At 64.1% G+C, this 23,666-nt stretch carries 15 protein-coding genes; 7 read left to right on the top strand and 8 right to left on the bottom strand.

The annotated features are described in order from the left end of the window. Positions 1-2 precede the first annotated feature (2 nt). Positions 3-1,238, bottom strand: a complete 1,236-nt coding sequence (locus IVB28_RS16825) for an ABC transporter substrate-binding protein (protein ID WP_247527615.1) — start codon at positions 1,236-1,238, stop codon at positions 3-5. Positions 1,239-1,535: 297 nt separating this feature from the next. On the opposite strand from IVB28_RS16825, the gene IVB28_RS16830 reads away from it, so the two are divergent. The 3 genes from IVB28_RS16830 to IVB28_RS16840 are packed head-to-tail and all read left to right on the top strand — an operon-like array spanning position 1,536 to position 5,442. Next, positions 1,536-3,305 carry an N-acetylglutaminylglutamine amidotransferase gene (locus IVB28_RS16830; RefSeq protein WP_247528567.1) on the top strand — a complete coding sequence of 590 codons (1,770 nt, stop codon included), beginning with the start codon at positions 1,536-1,538 and terminating at the stop codon, positions 3,303-3,305. Continuing rightward, entirely contained in the window at positions 3,295-4,527 is a 1,233-nt protein-coding gene (locus IVB28_RS16835; protein WP_247527616.1) for a carboxylate-amine ligase, read from the top strand. Before IVB28_RS16830 ends, IVB28_RS16835 begins: the two co-directional genes overlap by 11 nt. 24 nt (positions 4,528-4,551) lie before the next feature. Continuing rightward, positions 4,552-5,442 (top strand): phosphatidylserine decarboxylase, encoded by an 891-nt coding sequence (locus IVB28_RS16840; protein ID WP_247527617.1) that lies wholly within the window; start codon positions 4,552-4,554, stop codon positions 5,440-5,442. An 83-nt stretch (positions 5,443-5,525) separates the two neighbouring features. On the opposite strand, the gene IVB28_RS16845 is transcribed toward IVB28_RS16840, so the two are convergent. From IVB28_RS16845 to IVB28_RS16860, 4 genes are all read right to left on the bottom strand, one after another. Then, positions 5,526-6,407 carry an NAD(P)-dependent oxidoreductase gene (locus IVB28_RS16845; protein WP_247527618.1) on the bottom strand — a complete coding sequence of 294 codons (882 nt, stop codon included), beginning with the start codon at positions 6,405-6,407 and terminating at the stop codon, positions 5,526-5,528. Positions 6,408-6,409: 2 nt separating this feature from the next. Next, a protein-coding gene (gene prfB / locus IVB28_RS16850; RefSeq protein WP_247527619.1) for a peptide chain release factor 2 occupies positions 6,410-7,541 on the bottom strand; the annotation gives its coding sequence in 2 pieces (ribosomal slippage) (positions 6,410-7,471 and positions 7,473-7,541; 1,131 coding nt in all). A 206-nt stretch (positions 7,542-7,747) separates the two neighbouring features. Further along, positions 7,748-10,258 carry a penicillin-binding protein 1A gene (locus tag IVB28_RS16855; RefSeq protein ID WP_247527620.1) on the bottom strand — a complete coding sequence of 837 codons (2,511 nt, stop codon included), beginning with the start codon at positions 10,256-10,258 and terminating at the stop codon, positions 7,748-7,750. A 336-nt stretch (positions 10,259-10,594) separates the two neighbouring features. Next, positions 10,595-11,890, bottom strand: a complete 1,296-nt coding sequence (locus tag IVB28_RS16860; RefSeq protein ID WP_247527621.1) for an N-acetylmuramoyl-L-alanine amidase — start codon at positions 11,888-11,890, stop codon at positions 10,595-10,597. 705 nt (positions 11,891-12,595) lie between these two features. Here IVB28_RS16860 and IVB28_RS16865 point away from each other — a divergent pair. From IVB28_RS16865 to IVB28_RS16875, 3 genes are all read left to right on the top strand, one after another. Further along, positions 12,596-15,694 (top strand): ribonuclease E/G, encoded by a 3,099-nt coding sequence (locus IVB28_RS16865; protein WP_247527622.1) that lies wholly within the window; start codon positions 12,596-12,598, stop codon positions 15,692-15,694. A gap of 102 nt (positions 15,695-15,796) precedes the next feature. Then, a complete protein-coding gene (locus tag IVB28_RS16870; protein WP_247527623.1) occupies positions 15,797-17,293 on the top strand; it encodes an amidase family protein in 1,497 nt (498 codons plus the stop codon). Positions 17,294-17,319: 26 nt separating this feature from the next. Next, entirely contained in the window at positions 17,320-18,552 is a 1,233-nt protein-coding gene (locus IVB28_RS16875; RefSeq protein WP_247527624.1) for an FAD-binding oxidoreductase, read from the top strand. Positions 18,553-18,717: 165 nt separating this feature from the next. Here the strand turns inward: IVB28_RS16875 and dctA are convergent, their stop codons facing one another. The 3 genes from dctA to IVB28_RS16890 all read right to left on the bottom strand — a co-directional run bounded on the left by dctA (position 18,718) and on the right by IVB28_RS16890 (position 21,969). Continuing rightward, the gene (gene dctA, locus IVB28_RS16880) at positions 18,718-20,052 is read right to left on the bottom strand and encodes a C4-dicarboxylate transporter DctA (protein WP_247527625.1); all 1,335 of its coding nucleotides are present in this window, start codon (positions 20,050-20,052) and stop codon (positions 18,718-18,720) included. A gap of 84 nt (positions 20,053-20,136) precedes the next feature. Continuing rightward, positions 20,137-20,694 carry a biotin transporter BioY gene (locus IVB28_RS16885; protein ID WP_247528568.1) on the bottom strand — a complete coding sequence of 186 codons (558 nt, stop codon included), beginning with the start codon at positions 20,692-20,694 and terminating at the stop codon, positions 20,137-20,139. An 87-nt stretch (positions 20,695-20,781) separates the two neighbouring features. Continuing rightward, complete coding sequence (locus IVB28_RS16890; protein WP_247527627.1) at positions 20,782-21,969, bottom strand: aminotransferase class I/II-fold pyridoxal phosphate-dependent enzyme; 1,188 nt, start codon at positions 21,967-21,969, stop codon at positions 20,782-20,784. Between the two features lie 194 nt (positions 21,970-22,163). Between IVB28_RS16890 and IVB28_RS16895 the strand changes: the two genes are divergently transcribed. Further along, on the top strand, positions 22,164-23,564 hold the full coding sequence (locus IVB28_RS16895; protein ID WP_247527629.1) for a M48 family metalloprotease: 1,401 nt from the start codon (positions 22,164-22,166) through the stop codon (positions 23,562-23,564). Positions 23,565-23,666: the final 102 nt, after the last annotated feature.

Genomic DNA, 23,666 nt, shown 5'->3' on the forward strand with positions numbered 1-23,666 from the left:
ATTCACTGGCTGCGCTCGTGGCCGACCTCCCCGGTGATGACGTCGCCGAACAGCTCCCAGGCCTGCCCGTTGAAGCGCATCAGCTGCATCTGCTCGATCGGGAAATAATCGTCCGGCGAGGTGTTGACCATGATGCCGGGTAGCATCAGGTCGGTGTGAAAATCCTTCAGGTTCGCGGCCTGTTTCATGACGTTCTCACGGGTGAGATTGTCGCCGCACTGTTTCAACACCTGCGCCATAGCCTCGGCCTGGACATAGCCATAGACGTTGTTGGAATTGGCCTTGTCTCCATCAGGGTAATACTTGTCCATGAACGCGCGCCAATTCACCACGGCGGGATCCTTGTCCCAGGTCGGATCAGTCGGGTCTTTCAGATAGACCGTCGAGATGATGTCCTTGGAATAGTCGAGCCCCGCGGGCTTGAGCACCGAGGCAACCGACGTCGCGGTGTTGGCCAGGAAGAACTTCGGCTTCCAGCCCAGCTCGCCCACTTTCCGGATCGCCTGCGCCGAGCCTTTCGGCGCGGCCCATGAGAAGAAGACGTCGGCGCCGGAATCGTGCAGTGCGACGATCTGCGAGTCGACGGAGGGGTCGCTGACCTCGTAGGATTTGTCGGCGATGATCATGCCGGCCTTGTCGCCGAGCCCGTCCTTGAGACCCTTGAACTGGTCTTTGCCGGCGTCGTCGTTCTGCCAGAGCACGGCGATCTTGCTGTTCGGAAACTTGTCACGGATATATTTCGCGTAGATGCGCCCCTCGCTCTGGTAGTTGGGCTGGAATCCCATCGTCCACGGAAAGTTCTTGGGATCACCGAACTTGGTCCCTCCGGAGGCGACGAACAGCTGCGGCACCTTCTTGGCGTTCATGTATTTCATGATTGCGGAGTTCGAGGGCGTGCCGAGCGACTGGAAGATCAGCAACACCTCGTCGCTCTCGACCAGCTTGCGCGCTTGCTCGATCGCCTTCGGCGGCGAATAAGCGTCGTCATAACTGATGAAATTGATCTTGCGGCCGTTGATGCCGCCCTGATCGTTGATCATCCTGAAATAGGCGGCCTCGGTCTTGCCGATCACACCATAGGACGACGCCGGCCCGCTATAGGGCATGATGTTGCCGATCTTGATTTCGGTGTCGCTTGCGCCGGGGTCGTATTTCTTCTGCGCCAGAGCCGATGTTGTAGCCAACACTGCGGCAGCAAGCATGGCGAGGGTTGCAAGTTTATTGCGACGACCTGGCATCGTTCTCTCCCTGAGTTTTGTAGTCTTGTTTGCGGAGAGTGTCGCAATGCCGCATGCGGGTGGCAAGCACCACGATTTTCCGCACCGTGAAACCAGCGACCATCAGACGCGGTGGAACTCGACAGCGGATTCGAAGGAACCGTCCAGATCACGTCCTGATCGGATCCCGGTCCGCCTTGATTAACATCGTTCCTTTTGTTGCCGGCGGACCCGAGCGAAACTCGACAGGAACGCTCATTTACTCAAGGGGTTATCGCACGCAATACGAACTTAGGCAGTGCGGAGCTCGAGAGCTGGATGTGTGGAATTTGCGGTGAAATAAGGCTTCGGGACGACGTCTCGCTCCCGGGGCTGTCGCGCATGACGCGCTCGATGGAGGCAAGAGGACCGGACGCAACCGGGATATTCGTGCAGGGCCCGATCGGCTTCGGACATCGACGGTTGAGCATCCTCGACCTCGCGCCGGCCTCGCAGCAGCCGATGCTCGACAACGAACTCGGGCTCGGCCTGGTCTTCAATGGATGTATCTACAATTTTCGCGAGCTGAAGTCCGAGCTTCGGCAGCTGGGTTATCGCTTCTTCTCCGAAGGCGACACCGAGGTCATTCTCAAGGCTTATCACGCCTGGGGCGCGGACTGCGTCCGCCGGTTCAAGGGGATGTTTGCGTTTGCGTTGTGGGAGCGCGACACCGGGCGTGTGATGCTTGCGCGCGATCGCCTCGGCATCAAGCCGCTCTACTACACTGAAGGCGCGTCTTTCTTCCGGTTCGCGTCCACACTGCCGGCGCTGCTTGCGGCCGGCGACGTCGACACCTCGCTCGATCCGGTGGGGTTGCACCACTTCTTCAGTTTCCATGGTGCGGTGCCGCCGCCGCGAACGGTTCTCAAAGGCGTCAAGAAGCTCGAGCCCGCCACGATCCTGACCATCCAGCCGGACGGCACGCGAACCAGCCAGAAGTACTGGAGCTTCACCGTCGGCGCCTCCTCGGACGGCCCCCGGATGACGGAGCAGGAATGGGCTGATGCCGTTGCGGATGTCATGCGGGCAGCTGTCGAACGTCGCCTGGTCTCCGATGTGCCCGTCGGCGTACTCCTGTCAGGCGGCGTCGACAGCTCGCTGATCGTCTCGTTGCTGGCCGAACTCGGTCACGAAGATATCCGGACGTTCTCGATCGGCTTCGACAGCATCGGCCGGCATTCCGGCGACGAGTTCGTCTATTCCGATCTCATCGCCAGCAGGTTTGGCACCAGACACGAGCAAATCCGGATCGATGGGACGCGCGCCCTCGACGTGCTGCCGGACACGATTCGCTCAATGTCGGAGCCGATGGTGAGCCATGACGCTGTCGCGTTCCACCTGCTCTCGGAGGAAGTCTCGAAACGCGTGAAAGTCGTGCAAAGCGGCCAGGGCGCCGACGAGATCTTCGGAGGCTATAGCTGGTATCCTTCTTTCCTGACCACCAATGATGCGGCCGAGCAGTATCAGAGCGCATATTTCGACTGGAAGCATAGCGACCTGGAAAACCTGCTGACGGACGAAGTCATCTCGGAAGACTTCAGCAGGGAGTTCGTCGACTCCTTTTTCGCCAAGACGAACGCGGTGTCTGCCGTCGACAAGGCGCTTCAGATCGACGCGGAAATCATGCTTGTCGACGATCCCGTCAAACGGGTCGACAATATGACGATGGCGTTCGGCTTGGAGGCCCGCGTGCCTTTCCTCGACCATGAGGTGGTGGAATTGGCGTCCCGGATGCCGGCCCGCCTGAAGGTGAACGACGGCGGCAAGTACATCCTCAAGGAGATGTCACGGCGCTATTTGCCGAGCGAGATCATCGACCGACCGAAAGGATATTTTCCGGTGCCGTCCTTGCGGTATCTGCGCGGTCCTTTCAAGGACTACGTTCGGGACATTCTGACGTCGCGCCAAGCCTCGGAGCGAGGACTGTACCGGGCTGGTTTCGTCCATCACATGCTCGAAAATCCCGAAGCCGAGATGAGCCCCAAAGGGCATTCCCGGCTCTGGCAGGCGGCCCTCCTGGAAGCATGGTTGCAGGCACATGCAATTTGACCCGCAGATATTGAAGTTGCTCCGGCTTGACCTCAGCCGCGACGGCGGACACGTAATCATTCGGTCGGCGGCGGGCCGCGATACAGCCACGGAATATTCCTTCGGGATCGAAGAAGAATACTTCCTCGCCAATAGAGAAACGCTTGACGTCGCCATCCAGACGCCCAACGAGCTGTTCGAAGCAGCAAACTGGTCGACCGGTGGACAGGCAATGCGCGAGATGCTCCAGGCTCAGCTGGAGGTCGCCACCAATGTCCACGTCGACGTCGGCGACGCGCGGGAGGAGCTCAAATTCCTCCGCCGCGAGGTCGCAGCCGTAGCGGCACAATATGGCTTCGTCATTATGGCTTCTGGCACGCATCCCACTGCGTCATGGAGGTACTCGCGACCAAGCCCGAAGCCGCGCTACGCCGAGATGATCGAGGATCTCCGGACCATCGGACATCGCAACATGCTGTGCGGCATGCATGTCCACGTCCAGCTGCCCGATCCGGACAGGCGCTTCGCCGTGATGCGATCCATGATTCCCTATCTGCCGTTGTTCATCGCGCTGTCGACCTCATCCCCGTTCTGGAACTCCAACGAAACCGGCCTCAAAGGCTATCGCCTGGCCGCCTATGACGAGCTGCCTCGAACCGGATTGCCGGAGCTGTTCGCGAGCGAGAGAGAGTATGACGATTACGTTGCAGCGCTGGTCAAGTCCGGCGTCATGCCCGACCAGAGCTATATCTGGTGGGGAATGCGGCCTTCGTCGCGTCACCCGACGCTCGAGCTACGCGCGCCCGACGTCTGCACCTACGTCGACGACGCAATCGCAGTCGCTGCTCTCTATCGTGTTCTCGCCCGGCACCTCTACGAACGGCCGCAACTGTCACAGGAGGTGTCCGCCGTGGATCGGGCGATCGCCGTGGAGAACAAGTGGCGGGCCCAGCGTTACGGAACCGATTGCATCTTTGCCTCCAAGGACGGCCCGGTCGAAATCGACGAGATGCTCAGTTCGCTGATCGAGGAGCTCTCCGGGGACGCTGCGGCGCTGCATTGCGAGAAGGAGCTTGAGGACTGCAAGCGCATTCTGGCGCGCGGCAGCTCCGCCGACGCCCAGCTAAAGGCATTCCGCGACAGCACGCGCAATCTGACGGAGGTCAATCGCTGGATTGCCGAAACAACGGCATCCGATCAGATCGGACCGTCCCCGTCAGCATCGGAACGGGCCGTAGTGTGAACCTTTGTCCTGGAGCAGAATGCCATGAGTAAACCGATGCCCCTGCCCGTGTTCGACCGCAGATCGAACAAGCTGTTCGATGAATTCATGGAGGACAGCACTGCAACCTACGAAAGCAAGCCACGTCGTTCGGTGCTTCAGTGGGTCTCATCGTCACCGACAGTGGATTGGCTGATAGCGGCCTACCAGAATACACGATTCAGTGCCCGTAAGATCGAGCCCTTCATCCGCAAGCACAACATCGATATGTCGGAGTTCGAGTCCGGCCCATTCGACAGCTATGCCGCCTTCTTCGAGCGACGCTTCCTTCCGGGCAAGCGCCGGTTTCCCACTAGCGACCACGAGATGGGTGCGTTTGCGGAAGCCCGCTACTTCGCCTGGGAGAGGCTCACGCCGGACCAGCATTTCCCTGTCAAGGGTTCGTCGCTGAAAGCGGACACTTTGTTTGGCAACGCCGAGCGCGCCAGGGCGTTCGAAGGCGGGCCAGTCTTGCTGGCTCGCCTCTCCCCGGTCGATTACCATCATCTTCACTACGTGGACGACGGGATGACTCTGGAGACCGATCGGCTCGGATCGAGGCTGTGGACCGTCAACAAGAATGCCCTGGAGCATCAGCCCGACATCCTGTTCAGGAACGAGCGCAGCATCCAGATCCTCGAAACGACTCATTTCGGCAGGATCGGCATGGTGGAAATCGGAGCACTCACGGTCGGTCGGATCGTGCAGCAGCACGACATCGAAAAGCCGTTTAAGCGGGGCGATGAGAAAGCCACGTTCCGTTTCGGCGGTTCGGCCGTCGCGATGTTCGGCGAACCCGGCAAATGGCTTCCGAGCGATGACATGCTGGCAAATACAGAGAAGGGCGTCGAGACGCTGGTACGGCTCGGGGAGATCATAGCGCGGTCGAATCGCTGAATGTCTCACGGCCGCCCTCGTCACGGCGGCCGATGTGGTGTCGTCTCTATCTGTCCCGCTAGGTGTCGTCTCTATCTGTCCCGCTAGGACGTCTTCTTCGGCCGCGACACCAGCTCGATCATCCTGCCTTCATCATCATCCGGCATCGCAGCCTTCGCCTGCGCGTAGGACTCGACCGCAGCGCGCGAGACCAGCGGTTTGTTCGCCAGCAGGCTCTCCGCGAGCCTCACTGCGTAGGCGGCGTCCTTGTGCCGCAGCGCTGCCGTAAAGGTCGCGCCGCTGAAATCGCGGGCAACCATGCGTTTGGAATGACGCGTGACCTGCGGGCTTGCGGCAACGCCCGCCTGGATCGACTCCAGCACGAGGTTCATGTCCAGCCCGGCCTGCTCGGCGATCGCGAGGCCCTCGGCGAGGCCGGCGATCTGGATCGCGCCCATCAGATTGTTGATGAGCTTGTAGACGGTGCCGGTGCCGACCGCGCCGAAATGGCGGATGGTCGAGCCGATTGGTTCGAGATAAGGCCGCGCGCGTTCGAGATCGGCCGCGTCGGCGCCAGCCAGCAGCGTCAGCTTTCCGCTGGCGGCAGCATCCGGCAACCCGGTCACTGGGCAGTCGATGTAGATGAGCCCGCGCGCGTTCAGCTCGCGGCCCATCTCGCGCGCATGATCATAGGAGACGGTTGAGCATTCAATCGCGATGGTGCCGGCCTTGGCGGTCTTGGCCGCGCCGTTGGGGCCGAGCCAGACCGCGCGCGAGGCTTCGTCATCGGCGACCATGGTCACCACGGCGTCGGCATCGATCGCGGCATCCTCTGGCGAGGTCGCCCAATGCGCGCCGCGCGCGATCAGGTCTTCCGCTTTTGTTTTGCTGCGATTCCACAGCGTCACCGTGAACCCGGCATCGAGATAACGGCCGGCCATGCCGTGGCCCATCCGTCCAAGCCCGATGAAGGCGATTCGGGACATGATCAGTCCACGTCCTCGATGTCAGCACCGGGGGTGCCAAAGGCGCGTTGCGCCAAGGTCGCCGCCATGAACTCATCGAGTTCGCCATCGAGCACGCCCGAGGTGTCGGAGGTCTGCACGCCCGTGCGCAGGTCTTTCACCATCTGGTAGGGCTGCAGCACGTAGGAGCGGATCTGGTGACCCCAGCCGATATCGGTCTTGGCGGCCTGGTCGGCGGCGGCCTTCTCCTCGCGCCTCTTCAGCTCCATCTGGTAGAGCCGAGCACGCAGCATGTCCCAGGCCTGTGCCCGGTTCTTGTGCTGGGAACGACCAGCCTGGCAGACCACGGCAACGCCGGTCGGGATATGCGTCAGGCGCACCGCGGATTCGGTCTTGTTGACATGCTGGCCGCCGGCGCCACCCGAACGCATCGTGTCGGTGCGGACGTCGGATTCCTTGATGTCGATCTTGATGCTGTCGTCGATGACCGGAAACACCTGCACGCTCGAAAACGAGGTGTGCCGCCGTGCATTGGAATCGAACGGCGAGATGCGGACCAGGCGATGCACACCGGCTTCAGTCTTCAGCCAGCCATAGGCGTTGTGCCCGGAGATCTGGATGGTCGCGGACTTGATGCCGGCCTCTTCGCCTTCGGACTCTTCGAGATATTCGACCTTGAAGCCGTGCGTTTCGGCCCAGCGCGTGTACATGCGCAAGAGCATCTGCGCCCAGTCCTGGCTCTCGGTGCCGCCGGCGCCGGCATGGACCTCGAGATAGGAATCCAAGCGATCGGCCTCGCCCGACAGCAGCGCCTCGAGCTCGCGCCGCGCCACTTCCTTCTTGAGATTCTTCAGTGCAGCTTCAGCTTCCGCAACGACCCCGTCATCGCCCTCGGCCTCGCCGAGCTCGATCATGCCGATGTCGTCTTCGAGCTCCTGCTCGACCTTGCCGATGCCGGAGAGCGAATCCTCAAGCGAGGTCCGCTCCTGCATCAGCTTCTGGGCCTTCTGGGGATCGTTCCAGAGGTTGGGATCTTCTGCGAGCTTGTTCAGCTCAGCAAGGCGCGCCGTCGATTTCTCGACGTCAAAGATGCCTCCTCAGCAGCCCGACTGACTGCTTGATCTCTTCTACCAAACGTTCGATTTCGGCGCGCATGTCGTTCTCGTGTCTCGCGGAATTGGTCCGCGTTCGATTGCAACGGGATGTAGCGGCGGCAGCGCCAAAGCGCAACCGCCTGCGACGTCTACGGTCGGCGTTATCCGCTAAAGCATGATCCGGAAAAGTGCGCAGCGGTTTTCCGAAAAGATCATGCTTAAACAAAAACCTAAAGCGCGATGGCGATTCATCCTAATCGCATCGCTTTAGTACAGTCCGCCGGTGCCCGGCCGCATGAAGAAGCCGGAATCCGGCTGCTGCTGCTGCGAGGCCGGCATGCCGCCGCGGCCGTCGGCATCAGCAACGCCGATGACCGAGTAATTATCCGGCGGCGCCGTGCCCGGCTTGAAGGCTTCGAGGATGGTCCCGCCGGTCTCGCCGGGACCTGCGCGCATGCCCGTCTTGGAGGCGACGCGCACGAGCTTGATGCCGGCAGGCACCTTGAACGGAACCGCGGGCTTGTCGGCGAGCGCGAGCTTGAGGAAATCGCGCGCGATGGGAGCCGCCAGATGGCCGCCGGTCGCCGCATTGCCCTTACCCAGCGGACGCGGCTTGTCGTAGCCCATATAGATTGCGACGGCGACGTCGGGCGAGAAGCCGACGAACCAGGCGTCCTTGGCCTCGTTGGTGGTGCCGGTCTTGCCGGCAACCGGCTTGCCGACCTCCTTGACGACGGTCGCGGTACCAGCCTGGACCACGCCTTCCATCAGCTCGGTGATCTGATAGGCGGTCATGGAGTCCAGCACTTGCTCGCGGCGGTCGATCAGCTGCGGCTCCGGCTGGCTCTTCCAGCCGCCCGGCGCGTCGCAGCCGCGACATTCGCGCTGGTCGTGCTTGAAGATGGTGTGCCCGTAGCGGTCCTGAATCCGGTCGATCAGCGTCGGCTTCACCCGGCGGCCGCCATTGGCGAGCATCGAATAGGCCGTCACCATGCGCATCGCCGTGGTCTCGCCGGCGCCAAGCGCATAGGAGAGATAGTTCGGCAGCTCGTCATAGACGCCGAAGCGGCGGGCATATTCGCCGATCAGCGGCATGCCGATGTCCTGCGCGAGACGCACCGTCACCGTGTTGAGGGATTGCCGCAGCGCGTTGCGCAGCGTCACGGGCCCCTGGAACTTGCCCGAGGAGAAGTTTTCCGGCCGCCACACGCCTGCGCCCTGTCCTTGGTCGATTTCGATGGGAGCATCGAGCACGACGGTCGAGGGCGTATAGCCGTTATCGAGCGCAGCCGAATACACGATCGGCTTGAACGACGACCCCGGCTGCCGGTAGGCCTGCGTGGCGCGATTGAACTGGCTCTGGTCGAACGAGAAGCCGCCGACCATGGCGAGCACGCGGCCGGTCCAGGGATCCATCGCGACCATGGCGCCGGACACTTCCGGAATCTGGCGCAGCCGGTACTGGCCTTCGACCGGCTGTCCTTCCTTGCTGTAGAGCGGATCGGCATAGATCACGTCACCGGGCGCAAGCACCTGCGCCACGGACGTCGGCGTCTTGCCCCTGGCATTGCCCTGGGCCGCTCGCGCCCAACGCACGCCGTCGAGTGTGACGAGGCCGGTCTCGCGCTGCTTGCTGACGGCGCCACCGAGTTCGCGGCTCGGCTGGAAGCCGATGCGCGCCGACTGGTCGCTGGTCTCCAGCACCACCGCCATGCGCCACGGCGAGATGTCGGAGAGCGATTTGATCTCGGCGAGCTTCACGCCCCAGTCGCCCGAAATATCGAGCTTGCTCATGGCGCCGCGATAGCCCTGCTGCTCGTCATAGTTCACGAGGCCCGTGACCATGGCCTTGCGCGCCATGACCTGGATCTTCGGATCGAGCGTGGTGCGGACCGAGAGACCGCCTTCGTAGAGCTTTTTCTCGCCATAGCGCTCGAAGATGTCGCGGCGCACTTCCTCAGCGAAATATTCGCCGGCGAAGGTGTGGGCGCCGTTGGAGCGGCTGGTGACGGCCAGCGGCTCCTTGCGCGATTTGTCGGCGTCCGCCTGCTTGACCCAGCCGTTCTCGACGAGACGATCGATCACGTAATTGCGGCGCTCGATGGCGCGATCGCGGTTGCGGACGGGATGCAGCGTCGCCGGCATCTTCGGCAGCGCCGCCAGGTAGGAGGCTTCCGCAACCGTCAGCTCGTTCACCGATTTGTCGAAATAGACCAGCGAGGCGGCCGCGATGCCGTAGGCGCCGAGACCGAGATAGATCTCGTTCAGGTACAGCTCGAGGATCTTGTCCTTCGAGTAGGTCTTCTCGATCCGCATCGCCAGCAAGGCTTCCTTGATCTTGCGGGCGAAGGAGACCTCGTTGGTCAGCAGGAAGTTCTTGGCGACCTGCTGGGTGATGGTGGAAGCGCCCTGCGGACGGCGGTTAGAACCGTAGTTCTGGATGTAAACCACGCCGGCGCGCGCCATGCCGGTGTAGTCGATGCCGCCGTGCTCATAGAAATTCTTGTCTTCGGCCGCCAGGAACGCGTTGATCACGAGCTTGGGCACCGCCTGGATCGGCAAATATAGCCGCCGCTCCTTGGCATATTCGCCGAGCAGCGAGCCATCGACCGCGTGCACGCGGGTCATCACCGGCGGCTCGTAATCCTGAAGCTGAGAGTAGTCCGGCAAGTCCTTGGAGAAATGCCAGATCAGGCCTGCCACGGCCCCGACACCGACAAGGAACACCACTGTTCCCGCGGCGAACAGGAAGCCCATGAACCGCACCAGCAAGCGCATTATCTGTTTATCCGTTCAAACTCTGGATCAGCCCAGTATATCGGCCCAGTCTCGGCCCCTTGGCACCCCAAACAGGCGCCGACCTCACGTCGCGAATTCACCGGCTTACGCAATACCATCAGTGCCGGACTTAAGACGCTGCCGAGCAGGATTCTCGCCGATTCCGGTACCCCCTTGCGGGATTTTTTATAAAGCGCCCGCTGTGGCCAAACTAGGGCTTTTGCGATGGGGGTGGAAAAACCCTTTCAGTTTGAAGCCCCGCGCGTCGTCATTTGACGATCCCCCGGGTCGTCATTTGACGATCCCCGGGTCGTCAATTTGACGATCCCCGGGTCGTCAATTTGACGATCCCGCGGTGGCCAACCGTTTGGTCAAAAACCCGTCGATTGCCTGCGCCATCGAGCCCACCGCCTTGGACCGCCAGCCCTCGGAGACCAGATGCTCGAGGTCGCCCTTGTTGGAGACATAACCGATCTCGACCAGCACCGAGGGCACGTCGGGCGCCTTCAGGACCCGGAAGCCGGCCGACTTCAGGGGATGCTTGTGCATCCGCACCGTCGACTTCATTTCCCCCATCAAAAGGCGAGCGAAACGGTTTGAAAAGGTGCGGGTTTCCCGCTGCGTGAGGTCGATCAGGATGTCGGCGACGTCGGTCGGTTCCTCCGCGAGATTGAAACCGGCAATCGCATCCGCCCGGTTTTCCGCATCCGCCAGCCGCTGCGCCTCGGCGTCGGACGCCTTGTCGGACAGCGTATAGATGGTCGCGCCCTGCGCGTCGCCCTCGGTGCGAGGCAGCGCATCGGCATGAATCGAGACGAACAAAGCGGCCTTGAGGTTGCGGGCCAGCTTGGTCCGGTCATTGAGGGGAATGAAGGTGTCGTCGTCCCGCGTCATGACCACACGGTATTTGCCGGCCTTGTCCAGCCTGTCGCGCAGCGCCCGCCCAAAGGCCAGCACCAGGTTCTTCTCGCTCTCGCCGCTCGATTGCGTACCATTGTCGATGCCGCCATGGCCGGGATCGATCACGACCACCGGGCGGCCATCGGCCTTCTGCTGCGCGTTGTCCGGGGCTGTCGCCGCGGCAGCGGTTGTGGGCTGCGCCTCGGCGATGGTGGGCCGCAGTTCGGGCCGATTTTCGGCCGCGAGCGACTGCACGAAGGCGGCACGGTCGACCTCCTCCAGCTCCAGTACAAGCCTGGCCGGCTGGCCGTTGGCCGCCTCCACCACGTAGGAATTGGCGATCTTGGCCGGTCCCGTCAGGTCGAACACGATTCGCGAGCCGCCGGGCATGACAAGCCCGTAGCGAAACGCCTTGACCATTCCGCGCCCCCCCGCTCCGGTGCCCGCCGGCAGCTGGAAATTGACCTGCGGCACGTCAACGACCACCCGGTACGGGTCGGCCAGCGTGACGGCGCGGAAGGTGACGGCCCGGTCGATGTCGAGAATGAAGCGGGTCTGCTTGCCGTCGCCGGCCAGCCGGGCGGCCGAGGCAATCGGGAAATTCGCTACCGCAACAAGGGGTTGCGGCTGGCTCTCGGCCGCGCTCAGGCGCGAGGAATCACCACATGGCAATGCGGCCGCGCACAGCAGCGCGCATCCCAGCAGAACCCGTTGATTTGTGCGGCTCGCCACCGATTCCGTGCCTCCGAGCAGCCCTTTTAACGCAATAGAACCACAGGGTTAATTGATCCTTAATGACCGAAGCGCGAAACTCGCTGACTGTGACCGCCGTGCGACGCTCCCTTGCACGGATGGCTCATTCCTCGTATGTACGGAATGCTGACGGCCGATATTTCCGGTTGTGTCGCATTCAGCCTCCCGGTGCATCGCCGGAACTCTCAAGGTTTGAGAATTCCAGCGTTTTCCGTTTCCCTCAAAGACCAGCGCGGTGCGCGGCAGCGAGGTGGAACGGGTCAAGCGTCGGCGGCGGACGGTCCTGGGCTACCACTCGTGTTGCCGGGACGGTTCTGACAGCGACTTAACCCATTACCCGGTCCCTTGATCCCAAGGGAGCGGTTCATGATCCCCAAGGCGAGCGCGCTCGCGCCATGCCTGGCCAGCAGCAACTGATTGAAGGGCGGCCTCGCCGCCCAATGTTTCATACGGGCCGACGCTTGATGCGCCAGACTGTGCCGACGAATTCTGAAGGACCATTCGCGACGCTGCGGAGTGAAAATCCCGCACGCCGCCTTTGTCCTGAAGCTTCCGGTTCGGCAAGGCGCGAGAGACGGCGTTTCGGCCTTCCCCTCACCCCCGAATCAGGTGGACCGTCGCGTCACCCGGCGGCGCGATACGCGCCCACGGTGAATCGCGCCCGCCGCCGCCAAGAGTTAAGACATGCCCAACAAGATGTTGATCGATGCCACCCACCCGGAGGAGACCCGGGTCGTCGTGGTCCGCGGCAATCGCGTCGAAGAGTTTGATTTCGAGACCGCGCAACGCAAGCAACTGCGCGGGAATATCTACCTCGCCAAGGTCACGAGGGTCGAACCCTCGCTCCAGGCCGCGTTCGTCGAATATGGCGGCAACCGCCACGGCTTCCTCGCCTTCAGCGAAATCCATCCCGATTACTACCAGATCCCGGTCGCCGACCGGCAGGCGCTGATCGAGGCCGAGGAACAGGCCCATCGCGAGGCCGAGGAAGAGAGCGAGAACCGCTCCCACGGCCGCCGCCGTTCGCGCCACCGCAACTCACGCCGCCGTAGTCATGGCGAACGCGTCCGCAGCGACGTCGTCGAAGGCGGCGATCCCGCGGCCCAGCCGGTCCAGGGCGAGGCCCTGTCCGAAGGCGCTTCGCACGAGGGCGAGCACCTGCACGCCGGCGCGGAGCATCACGGCGAGCACGAGGGCCATGATCATCACGATCATGATCACGACGGACATGATCACGGCGACCATCATCATGCCCATGGTGACGATCATCACGCCCACGATCATGACGACCATGGTCATCACGGCGAGCACGATCGTCACGACCACGATCATGCCGACGAGACGCCCGCGCCGGTCGCAGCAATCGGCGCCGAGCCGGTGGTCGCCGCCGGGGTTGATGCCGGGGTTGATGCCGGACCGCAAGATGTTGCCTCCGAAGCACACGCCGAGGATCTCGCCGAGGCCGTGACGTCAGCCGCTGAACCGGCCGACGCCGTGTACGCCGCCGGCGAAAGCGCCGAGGCTCCGCATTACGAATCCGACGCGGCTGCCGGAGACGACGACGCCGAGGACGACGAAGACGACGAGGAAGCCGAAGAGGAAGTCGTCGAATCCGTCGGCGGAGACGACGTGCTGGAGGAAGTACCGGAGCGCACCTTCCGTCCGCGCCGCCAGTACAAGATCCAGGAAGTCATCAAGCGCCGCCAAGTGATGCTGGTGCAGGTCGTCAAGGAAGAGCGCGGCAACAAGGGCGCGGCGCTGACCACTTACCTGTCGCTCGCCGGCCGCTATGCCGTGTTGATGCCTAACACCGCGCGCGGCGGCGGCATCAGCCGCAAGATCACCAGCGCCCAGGACCGCTCCCGCCTGAAGGAGGTGGTGCAGGATCTCGACGTGCCCGAGGGCATGGGCATCATCCTGCGCACCGCCGGCGCCGCCCGTACCAAGCCCGAGATCAAGCGCGACTTCGAATATCTGATCCGGATGTGGGAGACGGTGCGCGATCTCACGCTGAACTCGCAAGCGCCGACCCTCGTCTACGAGGAAGGCTCGCTGATCAAGCGCTCGCTGCGCGACCTCTACAACAAGGAGATCGACGAGATCTCGGTGGCGGGTGAAGCCGGCTACCGTGAAGCGCGCGATTTCATGAAGATGCTGATGCCCGCCAATGTCAGCGCGGTGAAGCAGTATCGCGACGGCCAGCCGCTGTTTTCGCGCATGGGCGTCGAAAGTCAGCTGGATGCGATGTTCTCGCCGACCGTGCAACTGCGCTCCGGCGGTTACATCGTGATCAACCAGACCGAGGCGCTGGTCTCGATCGACGTCAACTCCGGACGATCGACGCGCGAGCACCATATCGAGGACACCGCGCTCAAGACCAATCTGGAGGCCTCCGAAGAGGTCGCCCGCCAGCTTCGTTTGCGCGACCTCGCCGGCCTGATCGTCATCGATTTCATCGACATGGACGAGAAGCGCAACAACCGTGCCGTCGAGCGCAAGCTGTCCGATTGTCTGCGGCAGGATCGCGCGCGCATCCAGGTCGGCCGCATCTCCCATTTTGGCCTGCTCGAAATGTCGCGCCAGCGCATCCGCGCCAGCGTGCTCGAGAGCTCGACCGATCCGTGCCCGCATTGCGGCGGCACCGGCCATGTCCGCTCGGTGTCCTCGGTGGCGCTCCAACTGCTGCGCGGTCTCGAAGAGACCCTGATGAAGGGCGCGACCCACAATCTCGTGGTCCGCACCCGTACCGACGTCGCGCTCTATGTGCTCAACCACAAGCGCGGCCATCTGCGCGATCTCGAGAACGGCTTCAAGGTCACGCTGTCGGTCATCGCCGATCCCAGCGTCAGCGGGCCGCAGGCCTACCTGATTGATCGCGGCGAGCAGGTGCATACGCTGGAGGCCGCCAAGGCGCTGCTGATGGCGCAGGCCGCCGCGAGCCCGCCGCCCCTGGCCGAAGAAGCTTACGAGGACGAGGAGTTCGATCCGGAGACAGAATCCGAGGTCGAGACCGAGGAGACCGAAGGCCTTACCGAGGAGCAGTCCGCAGGCGACGCCGCCTCCGAGCAGGACGGCCAGCGCCGCAAGCGTCGCCGTCGCCGCCGCGGCCGCGGTGGCCCGCGCGACGGCGAGTTGCGCGATGATGGCGCCCCCACCCTTCCCGAGGCCGCCGTGGCGGCCGGCGAAGGCGAGGACGATGCCGAAGCCGAAGCCGAAACCGAGCAGGACGGCGAGGAAGGCGAGGAGCAGGCAGCCCGTGGTGAGCAGCAGAGCAGCGGTGACCGCCGCCGCCGGCGTGGTCGCCGCGGCGGACGCCGCCGTCGCGGTGGCGGCGAAGAAGGTCTTGCCGGCTCGATCGGCGACGAACTCGGCACCAATCAGCCATCGGAAGCTGCCGAGGCGGTTGCCGATTTCGACGGCTTCGGCAGCGAGGCCGCGCCTTCGATTGCGCAAACCGAGCACAGCGCCGAGCCGCAAGTCTCGCAGCCTGAGCCGCGCGCCGAGGTGCAGACCGAGGCGCCGGCCCAGCCCGAACCCGTTGCCGCGGAGGAAGAGCCCGCCGACGACAAGGCTGCACGGCGCCGCTCCACGGTCCGCGAAAAGGTGAGCTTCCTGTCGAGCGCCCCGAGCGAGCCGGCAACGCCGGTTGCGCAAGCGGCCGAAGCCGACCCGGTCACCCCGCCGGCGCCGGCAGCTGAACCCGCGCCGGAAGCGGCAAGCGAAACGCCGGCCGCCCCGCGCCGCGCCGGCTGGTGGTCCCGCCGCTTCGGCGGCGGCGAATAAAGCCAAGCATCGAATGCAAAGCGCCCGGCACCGCCGGGCGTTTTTGTTTCGCCATTGTCCCGATGTGCTAAGCCGTTTTCGCAATCAGAAAAGGGACTGGCATTGTCAGAGCTTTGCGATTCCGGCGCCGTCGAGCTGCGCCGCCTGTTGGCCGCGCGAGCGATCTCGCCCGTCGAACTGCTGGATTCCTGCCTGTCGCGGATCGCCACCGTCAATGCCGCCGTCAATGCCGTCGTGACCCTGGACGAGCCAGGCGCACGTGCCGCTGCCAAGATGGCCGAAGCCGCCATTCTGCGCGGCGAGGATCGGGGCGCTCTGCACGGCGTCCCCGTTCTCATCAAGGACACCCAGGACACCGCCGGGATGCGGTCCACCTATGGCAGCCCGCTGCTGAAGGATAACGTCCCAGCCGCCGACCAGGGCTCGGTTGCGCGCCTGCGCGCCGCCGGCGCGGTCATCTTTGGCAAGACCAACACGCCGGAATGGGCGGCCGGCGGCAACACCCGCAATCCCGTGTTCGGCGCGACCGGCAACCCCTTCGATCCGATGCGCTCGGCGGCCGGCTCCTCCGGCGGCTCGGCGGTGGCCCTCGCTTGCGGCATGGCCCCGCTCGCCTCGGGCTCGGACACCGGCGGCTCCTTGCGCAATCCGGCCGGCTTCGCCGGCATTGTCGGCATGCGTCCGTCCTACGGCCTCGTCGCCAGCGAAAAACGTGCGTTCGGCTGGTCCAATTTGTCGACCGACGGGCCGATGGCGAGCAACGTCGCCGACGCGGCGCTGATGCTGTCGGTGATGGCGAGCGATGATGCCCGCGATCCGCTCGCCTATACGCTGCCCGGCGAGCCGCTGCGCGCGCGCGCCGAGCGCTGGGCCGCCCCGCGCCCCGCGGAGCTCGGCGGGCTGCGCCTCGCCTTCACCGAGGATTTCGGCTTCGCCCCGACCGAGCAGGCGATCCGGCGCGTGTTTCGCGCCCGAATGAAAAGGCTTGCGCCTCTCTTCGCGCAATCCCGCGAAGCAACGCCGGATTGCTCCGGCGCCGACGATGCCTTCGCCGTGCTGCGCGCGGGCATATTCCTGGCGACGCACGGCAAGAACTACAAGGAACGTCCCGAGATGCTCGGCCCCAATGTCCGGGCCAATGTCGAGGAAGGGCTCGGCTACACGCTCGAAGACCACGCGCGGGCCGCGACGACACAGACGCGGATCTATCGCGCCTATCAAAGCTTCTTCGAAACCTGCGACGTGCTGATCAGCCCGACCATTACGCTGAGCCCGCGGCCATGGTCGGAGCCCTATCCGGCAGAGATCGACGGCGCGCCGACCAAATCCTACTTCCACTGGCTCGCGCTCGCCTACGCCGTCACGCTTCCCGGTCATCCCGCCATCAGCATTCCGCTCGGGCTCGATGAAGCCGGCCTGCCCTTCGGTCTTCAGATCGTCGGCCCCCGTGGCGGCGACGCCATCGTGCTCTCGGTTGCCGCGAGCGTTGAGGCTGCGTTCGCAAGCGATGCGCAGATGCGCCGGCCGACGCCAGATCTGGCGCGCCTTGCCGCGGCGCCGCCGCTGTCCGCCGCACCCGGCTTCCTCACTTGGGAATGACGCGACCCGACAGGAGAATTCTTCCGATGCAAAGCGCAATCGTTCTCGGCGGCGGCATGATCGGCGTGAGTGCGGCGCTGCACCTGCAGCAGCGCGGCTGGGCCGTCACGCTCGTCGACCGCAGGGAGCCAGGCCGCGAGACCAGCTACGGCAATGCCGGAATGATCCAAGCCGAAGCGGTCCGCCCCTACCCGATGCCGCGCGACCTTGCGACGCTGCTGAAGATCGCGACCGGCCGCACCAACGACGTGCGCTACAGCCTGTCGTCGCTTCACCTCCATATCGAGCCCCTGCTCCGCTACTGGTGGCACTCGGCGCCAAAGCGGCATCGCGAGGCGATCGAAGCCTGGGCACGGCTGATCGCCTACGCGACCGCAGAGCACGACATCCTTATTCGCGAAGCCCATGCCGACAACCTGATCCGCCGCGCCGGCTATCGCATGCTGCATCGCGATGCCGCTTCATTCGATCTGGCGATCAAGACGGCCGAGCAAGATCAACGCGAATTCGGCGTCAATTTTCGCGTGCTCTCCGGCAGCGAGCTTGCCAAGGCCGAGCCGATCCTGCGCGACGATCTCCCCGGCGCGATCCATTGGCTCGACACCTGGACCGTGTCCGATCCAGGGGCGCTCGTCACGGCGTATGCCGAGCTGTTCGAGCGCCTCGGCGGCACCATCGTTCTCGGGAATGCCAAGAGCCTGCGGCAGACCGCGACCGGCTGGTCCCTCGATACGGACGAGGGGCGCCTCGATGCCCCGCATGCTGTCGTGACGCTCGGGCCGTGGTCGCCCGATCTGCTGCACAAGTTCGGCTATCGCATTCCGTTGGTACGCAAGCGCGGCTACCACATGCATTACAGCGGCGGCGCCTCACTCGACCTACCCCTCGTCGACAAGGGCGGCGGCTACGCCATGGGCCCCATGGCCAAGGGCATCCGCATCACCACCGGAGCCGAGCTGACGACCCCGGACGCGCTCGCAACGCCCGTGCAGCTCGCCAGCGCGGAGGGCTCCGCACGCGAGCTGATCGACCTTGGCAAGCGTGTCGAGCCCGATCCGTGGTTCGGCACCCGCCCTTGCACGCCCGACATGCTGCCGGTGCTCGGGCAAGCGCCGCGTCATCCCGGCCTCTGGATGAATTTCGGCCACGGCCACCAGGGCTTTACCCTGGGACCCGCGACCGGACGCCTGCTCGCCGAGATCATGAGCGGCGAGACGCCGGCGATCGATCCGGCGCCGTACCGGCCAGAGCGGTTCTAAAGCGCGATGCGATCAGGATGAATCGCCATCGCGCTTCAGGTTGTTGTTTAAGCATGATCTTTTCGGAAAACCGCTGCGCACTTTTTCGGATCATGCCTTAGACCCCGAAAGAAAAAGGGCTGGTCTCTCGACCAGCCCTTTTCACGTCCAAGCCCGAGGGCGCGATCAGTCCGTCGTAATCGCCGTCTCCATGTCGGTCGGATCGATCCGCTTGGCAAGGTTGGCGTTGAGCTTGTCGCGGTCGAGCTCGCCCTCCCACCAGGCGACGATCACGCAGGCGACGCCGTTGCCGCACAGATTGGTCAGCGCGCGGCACTCGCTCATGAACTTGTCGATGCCGAGCACGATCGCCATGCCCGGCACGAGGCGCGGATCGACCACGGCGAGCGTCGCCGCCAGCGTGATGAAGCCCGCGCCGGTGATGCCGGAGGCGCCCTTCGAGGTCAGCATCGCCACAACCAGGATCGTGGCCTGCTGGCTGAAGGAGAGATCGTAGCCGAGCGCCTGTGCGATGAAGAGCGTCGCCAACGTCATGTAGATATTGGTGCCGTCGAGATTGAACGAGTACCCGGTGGGTACCACGAGGCCGACCACCGACTTGGAGCAGCCGAGCCGCTCCAGCTTTTCCATCAGGGAGGGCAGCGCGCTTTCCGAGGACGAGGTGCCGAGCACGATCAGCAATTCGTCCTTGATGTAGGCCAGGAACTTGAAGATCGAGAACCCTGCGAGGCGCGCGATGATGCCGAGCACGACGAAAACGAACAGTGCCGCGGTGACATAGAACGTGGCGATCAGCCCGACCAGATTGAGGATCGCGCCGGTGCCGAACTTGCCGATCGTATAGGCCATCGCACCGAACGCGCCGATCGGCGCTGCGCGCATCACGATGGCGATCACGCCGAACACGGCATGAGCGGCGTCGTCGATGAAGCTGCGGATGGTGTGGCCGCGCTCGCCAAGGCTCATGACCGCGAAGCCGAACAGCACCGAGAACAGCAGCACCTGGAGGATTTCGCCTTGCGCGAAGGCGCCGACCACCGTGTCCGGAATGATGTGCAGCACGAAGTCGACGGACTTCTGACCGGCGGCCTGTTTGGCGTAATTTGCAACGGCCGCTTCGTTGGCCGCTCCACCGCCGAAGCCTGCGCCCGGCTTCACCAGGTTGCCGATGACGAGACCGATCACCAGGGCAAAGGTCGAGACGACCTCGAAATAGACCAGCGCCTTGACGCCGATGCGGCCGACTTTTTTGGCATCCTGGATATGGGCAATGCCGGAAACGACGGTGCAGAAGATGATCGGGGCGATCACCATCTTGATCAGCTTGATAAACCCGTCACCGAGCGCCTTGATCCATTCGTTGGTGGCGAACTGTGGCCAGAGCCAGCCGACGACGGCGCCGAGCACGATGGCGATCAGCACCTGGATGTAGAGAACCTTGTACCACGGCTTTGCTGCGGGCGGCGCGATCGGCGCCTCCGCCATCGTTGTCGTCGTCATCGTTTCACTCCCCCTCAAAACTTTGGGCCAGCCAAGATCAACTTGGCGGGCCCTGTCAATCGGAACTGCTCGCTTTTGCCGGTTTTACCTTCGGCGCTCGATCAGCTTGCGCGCGGCTGGTATCAACATCGCGCCAAGCGCGTTCTTGACCAGCGACGCAGCAACGAACGGCGCGATGCCGACCTGCCAGGATTTCGCAACGCCCAGCCCGAGGCCAAACGCCAGCCAGCCGAAGCCGGCGGCCAGAATGACAATATGGCCAACAGCCATTGCTGCAAACAAAAGCGGCACGTTGCGATCCCAGCCGCGCTCGGCGAGCCAGCCGGTCACGAAAGCAGCCGCAACGAATCCGAACAGATATCCGGCGGTCGGGCCGAACAGCGGTGCAGTGCCACCCACCGGTCCGGCAAATACCGGAGCGCCAAGCGCGCCCTCGGCGAGGTAGGCGATCATGATTGCGCTGCCAAGACGCCAGCCATAGGCAGCGCCGATCATCAGCACCACCAGCGTCTGCAACGTCATCGGGACATGGGGCAGCGGCAGGTTGACCTTGGCTGATAGCGCCATCAAGGCAGTGCCGAGCGCGATCAGTACGGCGCCGCGCACTGCGCCAACGGCTTCGCCAGGCCGGGTCGGCCACATCAATGCGGCAAGACAAAAGTGCGGCGCAGCAGCAGTCGGGGCAGATTGGCCAGACAAGATGAACTCCGAAGTGATCGAAACTGGCGGCTATTTAAGCCAGTGAGCGATCCGGTCAACTGCCTCGCGCATTTCCCCGGGCGAGCGCGCATAGGAAAGACGAATGAATGAGCGGCCGTGAACGGGATCGAAATCGAGGCCGGGCGTTGCCGCAACGCGTGCCTGCTCCAGCATCTGCTTGGCGAACTCGAAACTGTCGGAGGTGAAGTCCGAGACGTCGGCATAGAGATAAAATGCACCATCGGCCGGCAGGAACTTGGCTAGCCCGGCTTTCGGCAATCCCTCAATCAAGATCCGGCGGTTTTCCTGATAGCCGTGCTTGATCGCCTCCATCTCGGCAGCGCCGTCGAAGGCGGCCTCGGCCGCGATCTGCGAGAGCGACGGCACCGAGATCGACAGGTTCTGCTGCAGCCGCTCGATCGGCCGCACCAGGATGTCGGGTACGACCATCCAGCCGACGCGCCAGCCGGTCATGCAAAAATACTTCGAGAACGAGTTGATCACGAGTGCGTGCTCCGAGAGCGCGGCGGCGGTCACGGCCGGAAACGCATAATCGAGGCCGTGATAGATCTCATCCGAGATGAAGCGGATGCCCGCATCTTCGGCGGCCGAAATCAAGCCCGCGAGCGCTTCGCGGGACATCATCGTCCCCGTCGGATTGGCGGGGCTGCCGACCAGCACGCCCTTCAACGGCGCCTGACGATGCGCCGCGAGCAACGCCTCGCCGGTGAGCGCATGGCGTGTCTCGTTGGTCGTCTCGATCAGCACCGGCTCGCACCCGAGCGCGGTGAGGATATGACGATAAGGCGGATAACCAGGCACCGTCACGGCAACGCGGTCGCCGGGCTCGAACATCGAGAGGAAAGCCAAGATGAACCCACCGGACGAACCGGTGGTCACCACCACCCGCTCGGGGCTGACGTCACAGCCATAGGCATCGCGATAATGGCGTGCGATGCGCTGGCGCAGACTGGGAACGCCGAGCGCGGAGGTATAATCGATCCGTCCGGCCTCCAGCGCCGCATGGGCGGCCGCAATCGCGGTTCTGGGCGCGCCGGCCGCGGGCTGGCCGACCTCCATATGGATGACATGGCCGCCAGCGGCCTCGATTCGGGCCGCCGCGGCCATGACGTCCATCACCATGAACGGGGGAACATCGCTCCGGCGGGAGGGCTCGAGCCACTGCCCCAACCGGTGCCTCAATGTCGCATCGTGCATCGACTTCTGCTATTTCGCTGGCGGACCGGCCGGTCCGGTCCGGTCCGGGAAAAGGGGGCGCTTGCGCCCCAGACTGGCCGCATTGTACGGCTCATAAGGGGACGGCCCGCAAGGGCATATCGTGGATCCGGTCCGCCGCCAATCGCCAAACCAAACACGAAACTGCTTCAAGACCGTTTGACCCAGACCGCCTGATGTTGCTCCAGATCGCATTGCGCAAGAAGGCCTCCGCCCTCACCGCCCTTGTCACGGCTGCGGCGGTCACGCTGACGCCGTTCTCGGCCGCGCATGCGCAAGCCAAAGGGCCGCCGGTCCTGCGCGACACCGAGACCGAGCAGCTGCTGCGCGAATACACGCGCCCGATCCTGCGCGCTGCAGGTCTGGAGAAGCAGAACATCCAGATGGTGATCATCAACGACAGTTCGTTCAACGCGTTCGTCGCCGACGGCCGCCGCATCTTTGTCAATTACGGCGCCATCCTTCAATCGGAGACGCCGAACCAGATCATCGGCGTGCTCGCGCACGAGACCGGGCATCTGGCCGGCGGCCATCTGTCCAAGCTGCGCGAGCAGCTCGCCGCCGCCCAGACCCAGATGATCATCGCGATGCTGCTCGGCGCCGGGGCGATTGCCGCGGGCAGCACCCAGCGCAGCAGCGCCGGCAACAATGGGCTTGCCAATGCGGGCGCCGCCGCGATCTCCGCGCCGCAGGAGGTGATCCGCCGCACGCTGCTGTCCTATCAGCGCCAGCAGGAGGAGAACGCCGACCGCGCGGGCGTAAAATTCCTGACGGCGACCCAGCAATCGCCGAAAGGCATGTACGAAACCTTCAAACGCTTCACAGGCGAGAGCCTGTTCGCCGCACGCGGCGCCGATCCCTATCTCCAGTCGCATCCGATGCCGGCCGAGCGCGTCGCCGCGCTCCAGGAGTTCGCAAGCTCCAGCCCCTTCTGGAACAAGAAGGACGATCCTGCGCTCCAGCTCCGCCACGACATGGTGCGCGCCAAGATCTCTGCCTTCATGGAGCGGCCGGAAACGGTCTACCGCCGCTATCCCCAAACCAACGACAGCATGCCGGCGCGCTATGCCCGCGCCATCAGCACCTATCTGCACGGCGATTTGCGCAGCGCGCTCACCCAGATCGACGCGCTGATCCAGGTCCAGCCGAACAACCCGTATTTCTACGAGGTGCGCGGCCAAGCGCTGCTCGAAAGCGGCAAGCCGGCCGAGGCGATCCCGGCCCTGCGCAAGGCTGTCGCGCTCTCGAACAATTCACCCCTCATCGAGATGTTACTTGGGCAGGCGCTGGTTGGAACCGATAATAAGGCCTACACCGACGATGCCGTTCGGATTCTCCGCGCCGCGGTGGCGCGAGAGCCCGAGGCTGCGCTCGGCTACACCCAGCTCGCGATGGCCTATGGCCGGAAGGGCGAATATGCCGAGGCAGATCTCGCCTCGGCCCAGGCCGCTTATCTGCGCGGCGACAACAAGACCGCCCGCGAGCTTGCCACGCGCGCGAAAACCCGTTTCGCCGTCGGCACGCCCGGATGGGTCAAAGCCGACGACATCGTCGCGGCGAAGCCGCCGCGCAATTGAACATCGTGGCGGCCAAGGCGCCACCGCGATGAAATGACTAAAACGACGCCCGACACCGACGTCACGACGCCGAGCCCTAAGTCCGCCGGGACGTTTCTCGAA

Source organism: Bradyrhizobium sp. 199, from assembly GCF_023073355.1.
Classification (GTDB): domain Bacteria; phylum Pseudomonadota; class Alphaproteobacteria; order Rhizobiales; family Xanthobacteraceae; genus Bradyrhizobium.

What these genes read in the sequence shown, in the direction of transcription:
- IVB28_RS16825 (WP_247527615.1), bottom strand. Translation starts at nt 1,238, where the DNA reads ATGCCAGGTCGTCGCAATAAACTTGCAACCCTCGCCATGCTTGCTGCC.
- IVB28_RS16830 (WP_247528567.1), top strand. Translation starts at nt 1,536, where the DNA reads ATGTGTGGAATTTGCGGTGAAATAAGGCTTCGGGACGACGTCTCGCTC.
- IVB28_RS16835 (WP_247527616.1), top strand. Translation starts at nt 3,295, where the DNA reads ATGCAATTTGACCCGCAGATATTGAAGTTGCTCCGGCTTGACCTCAGC.
- IVB28_RS16840 (WP_247527617.1), top strand. Translation starts at nt 4,552, where the DNA reads ATGAGTAAACCGATGCCCCTGCCCGTGTTCGACCGCAGATCGAACAAG.
- IVB28_RS16845 (WP_247527618.1), bottom strand. Translation starts at nt 6,407, where the DNA reads ATGTCCCGAATCGCCTTCATCGGGCTTGGACGGATGGGCCACGGCATG.
- IVB28_RS16855 (WP_247527620.1), bottom strand. Translation starts at nt 10,258, where the DNA reads ATGCGCTTGCTGGTGCGGTTCATGGGCTTCCTGTTCGCCGCGGGAACA.
- IVB28_RS16865 (WP_247527622.1), top strand. Translation starts at nt 12,596, where the DNA reads ATGCCCAACAAGATGTTGATCGATGCCACCCACCCGGAGGAGACCCGG.
- IVB28_RS16875 (WP_247527624.1), top strand. Translation starts at nt 17,320, where the DNA reads ATGCAAAGCGCAATCGTTCTCGGCGGCGGCATGATCGGCGTGAGTGCG.
- dctA (WP_247527625.1), bottom strand. Translation starts at nt 20,052, where the DNA reads ATGACGACGACAACGATGGCGGAGGCGCCGATCGCGCCGCCCGCAGCA.
- IVB28_RS16885 (WP_247528568.1), bottom strand. Translation starts at nt 20,694, where the DNA reads ATGTGGCCGACCCGGCCTGGCGAAGCCGTTGGCGCAGTGCGCGGCGCC.
- IVB28_RS16890 (WP_247527627.1), bottom strand. Translation starts at nt 21,969, where the DNA reads ATGCACGATGCGACATTGAGGCACCGGTTGGGGCAGTGGCTCGAGCCC.
- IVB28_RS16895 (WP_247527629.1), top strand. Translation starts at nt 22,164, where the DNA reads ATGTTGCTCCAGATCGCATTGCGCAAGAAGGCCTCCGCCCTCACCGCC.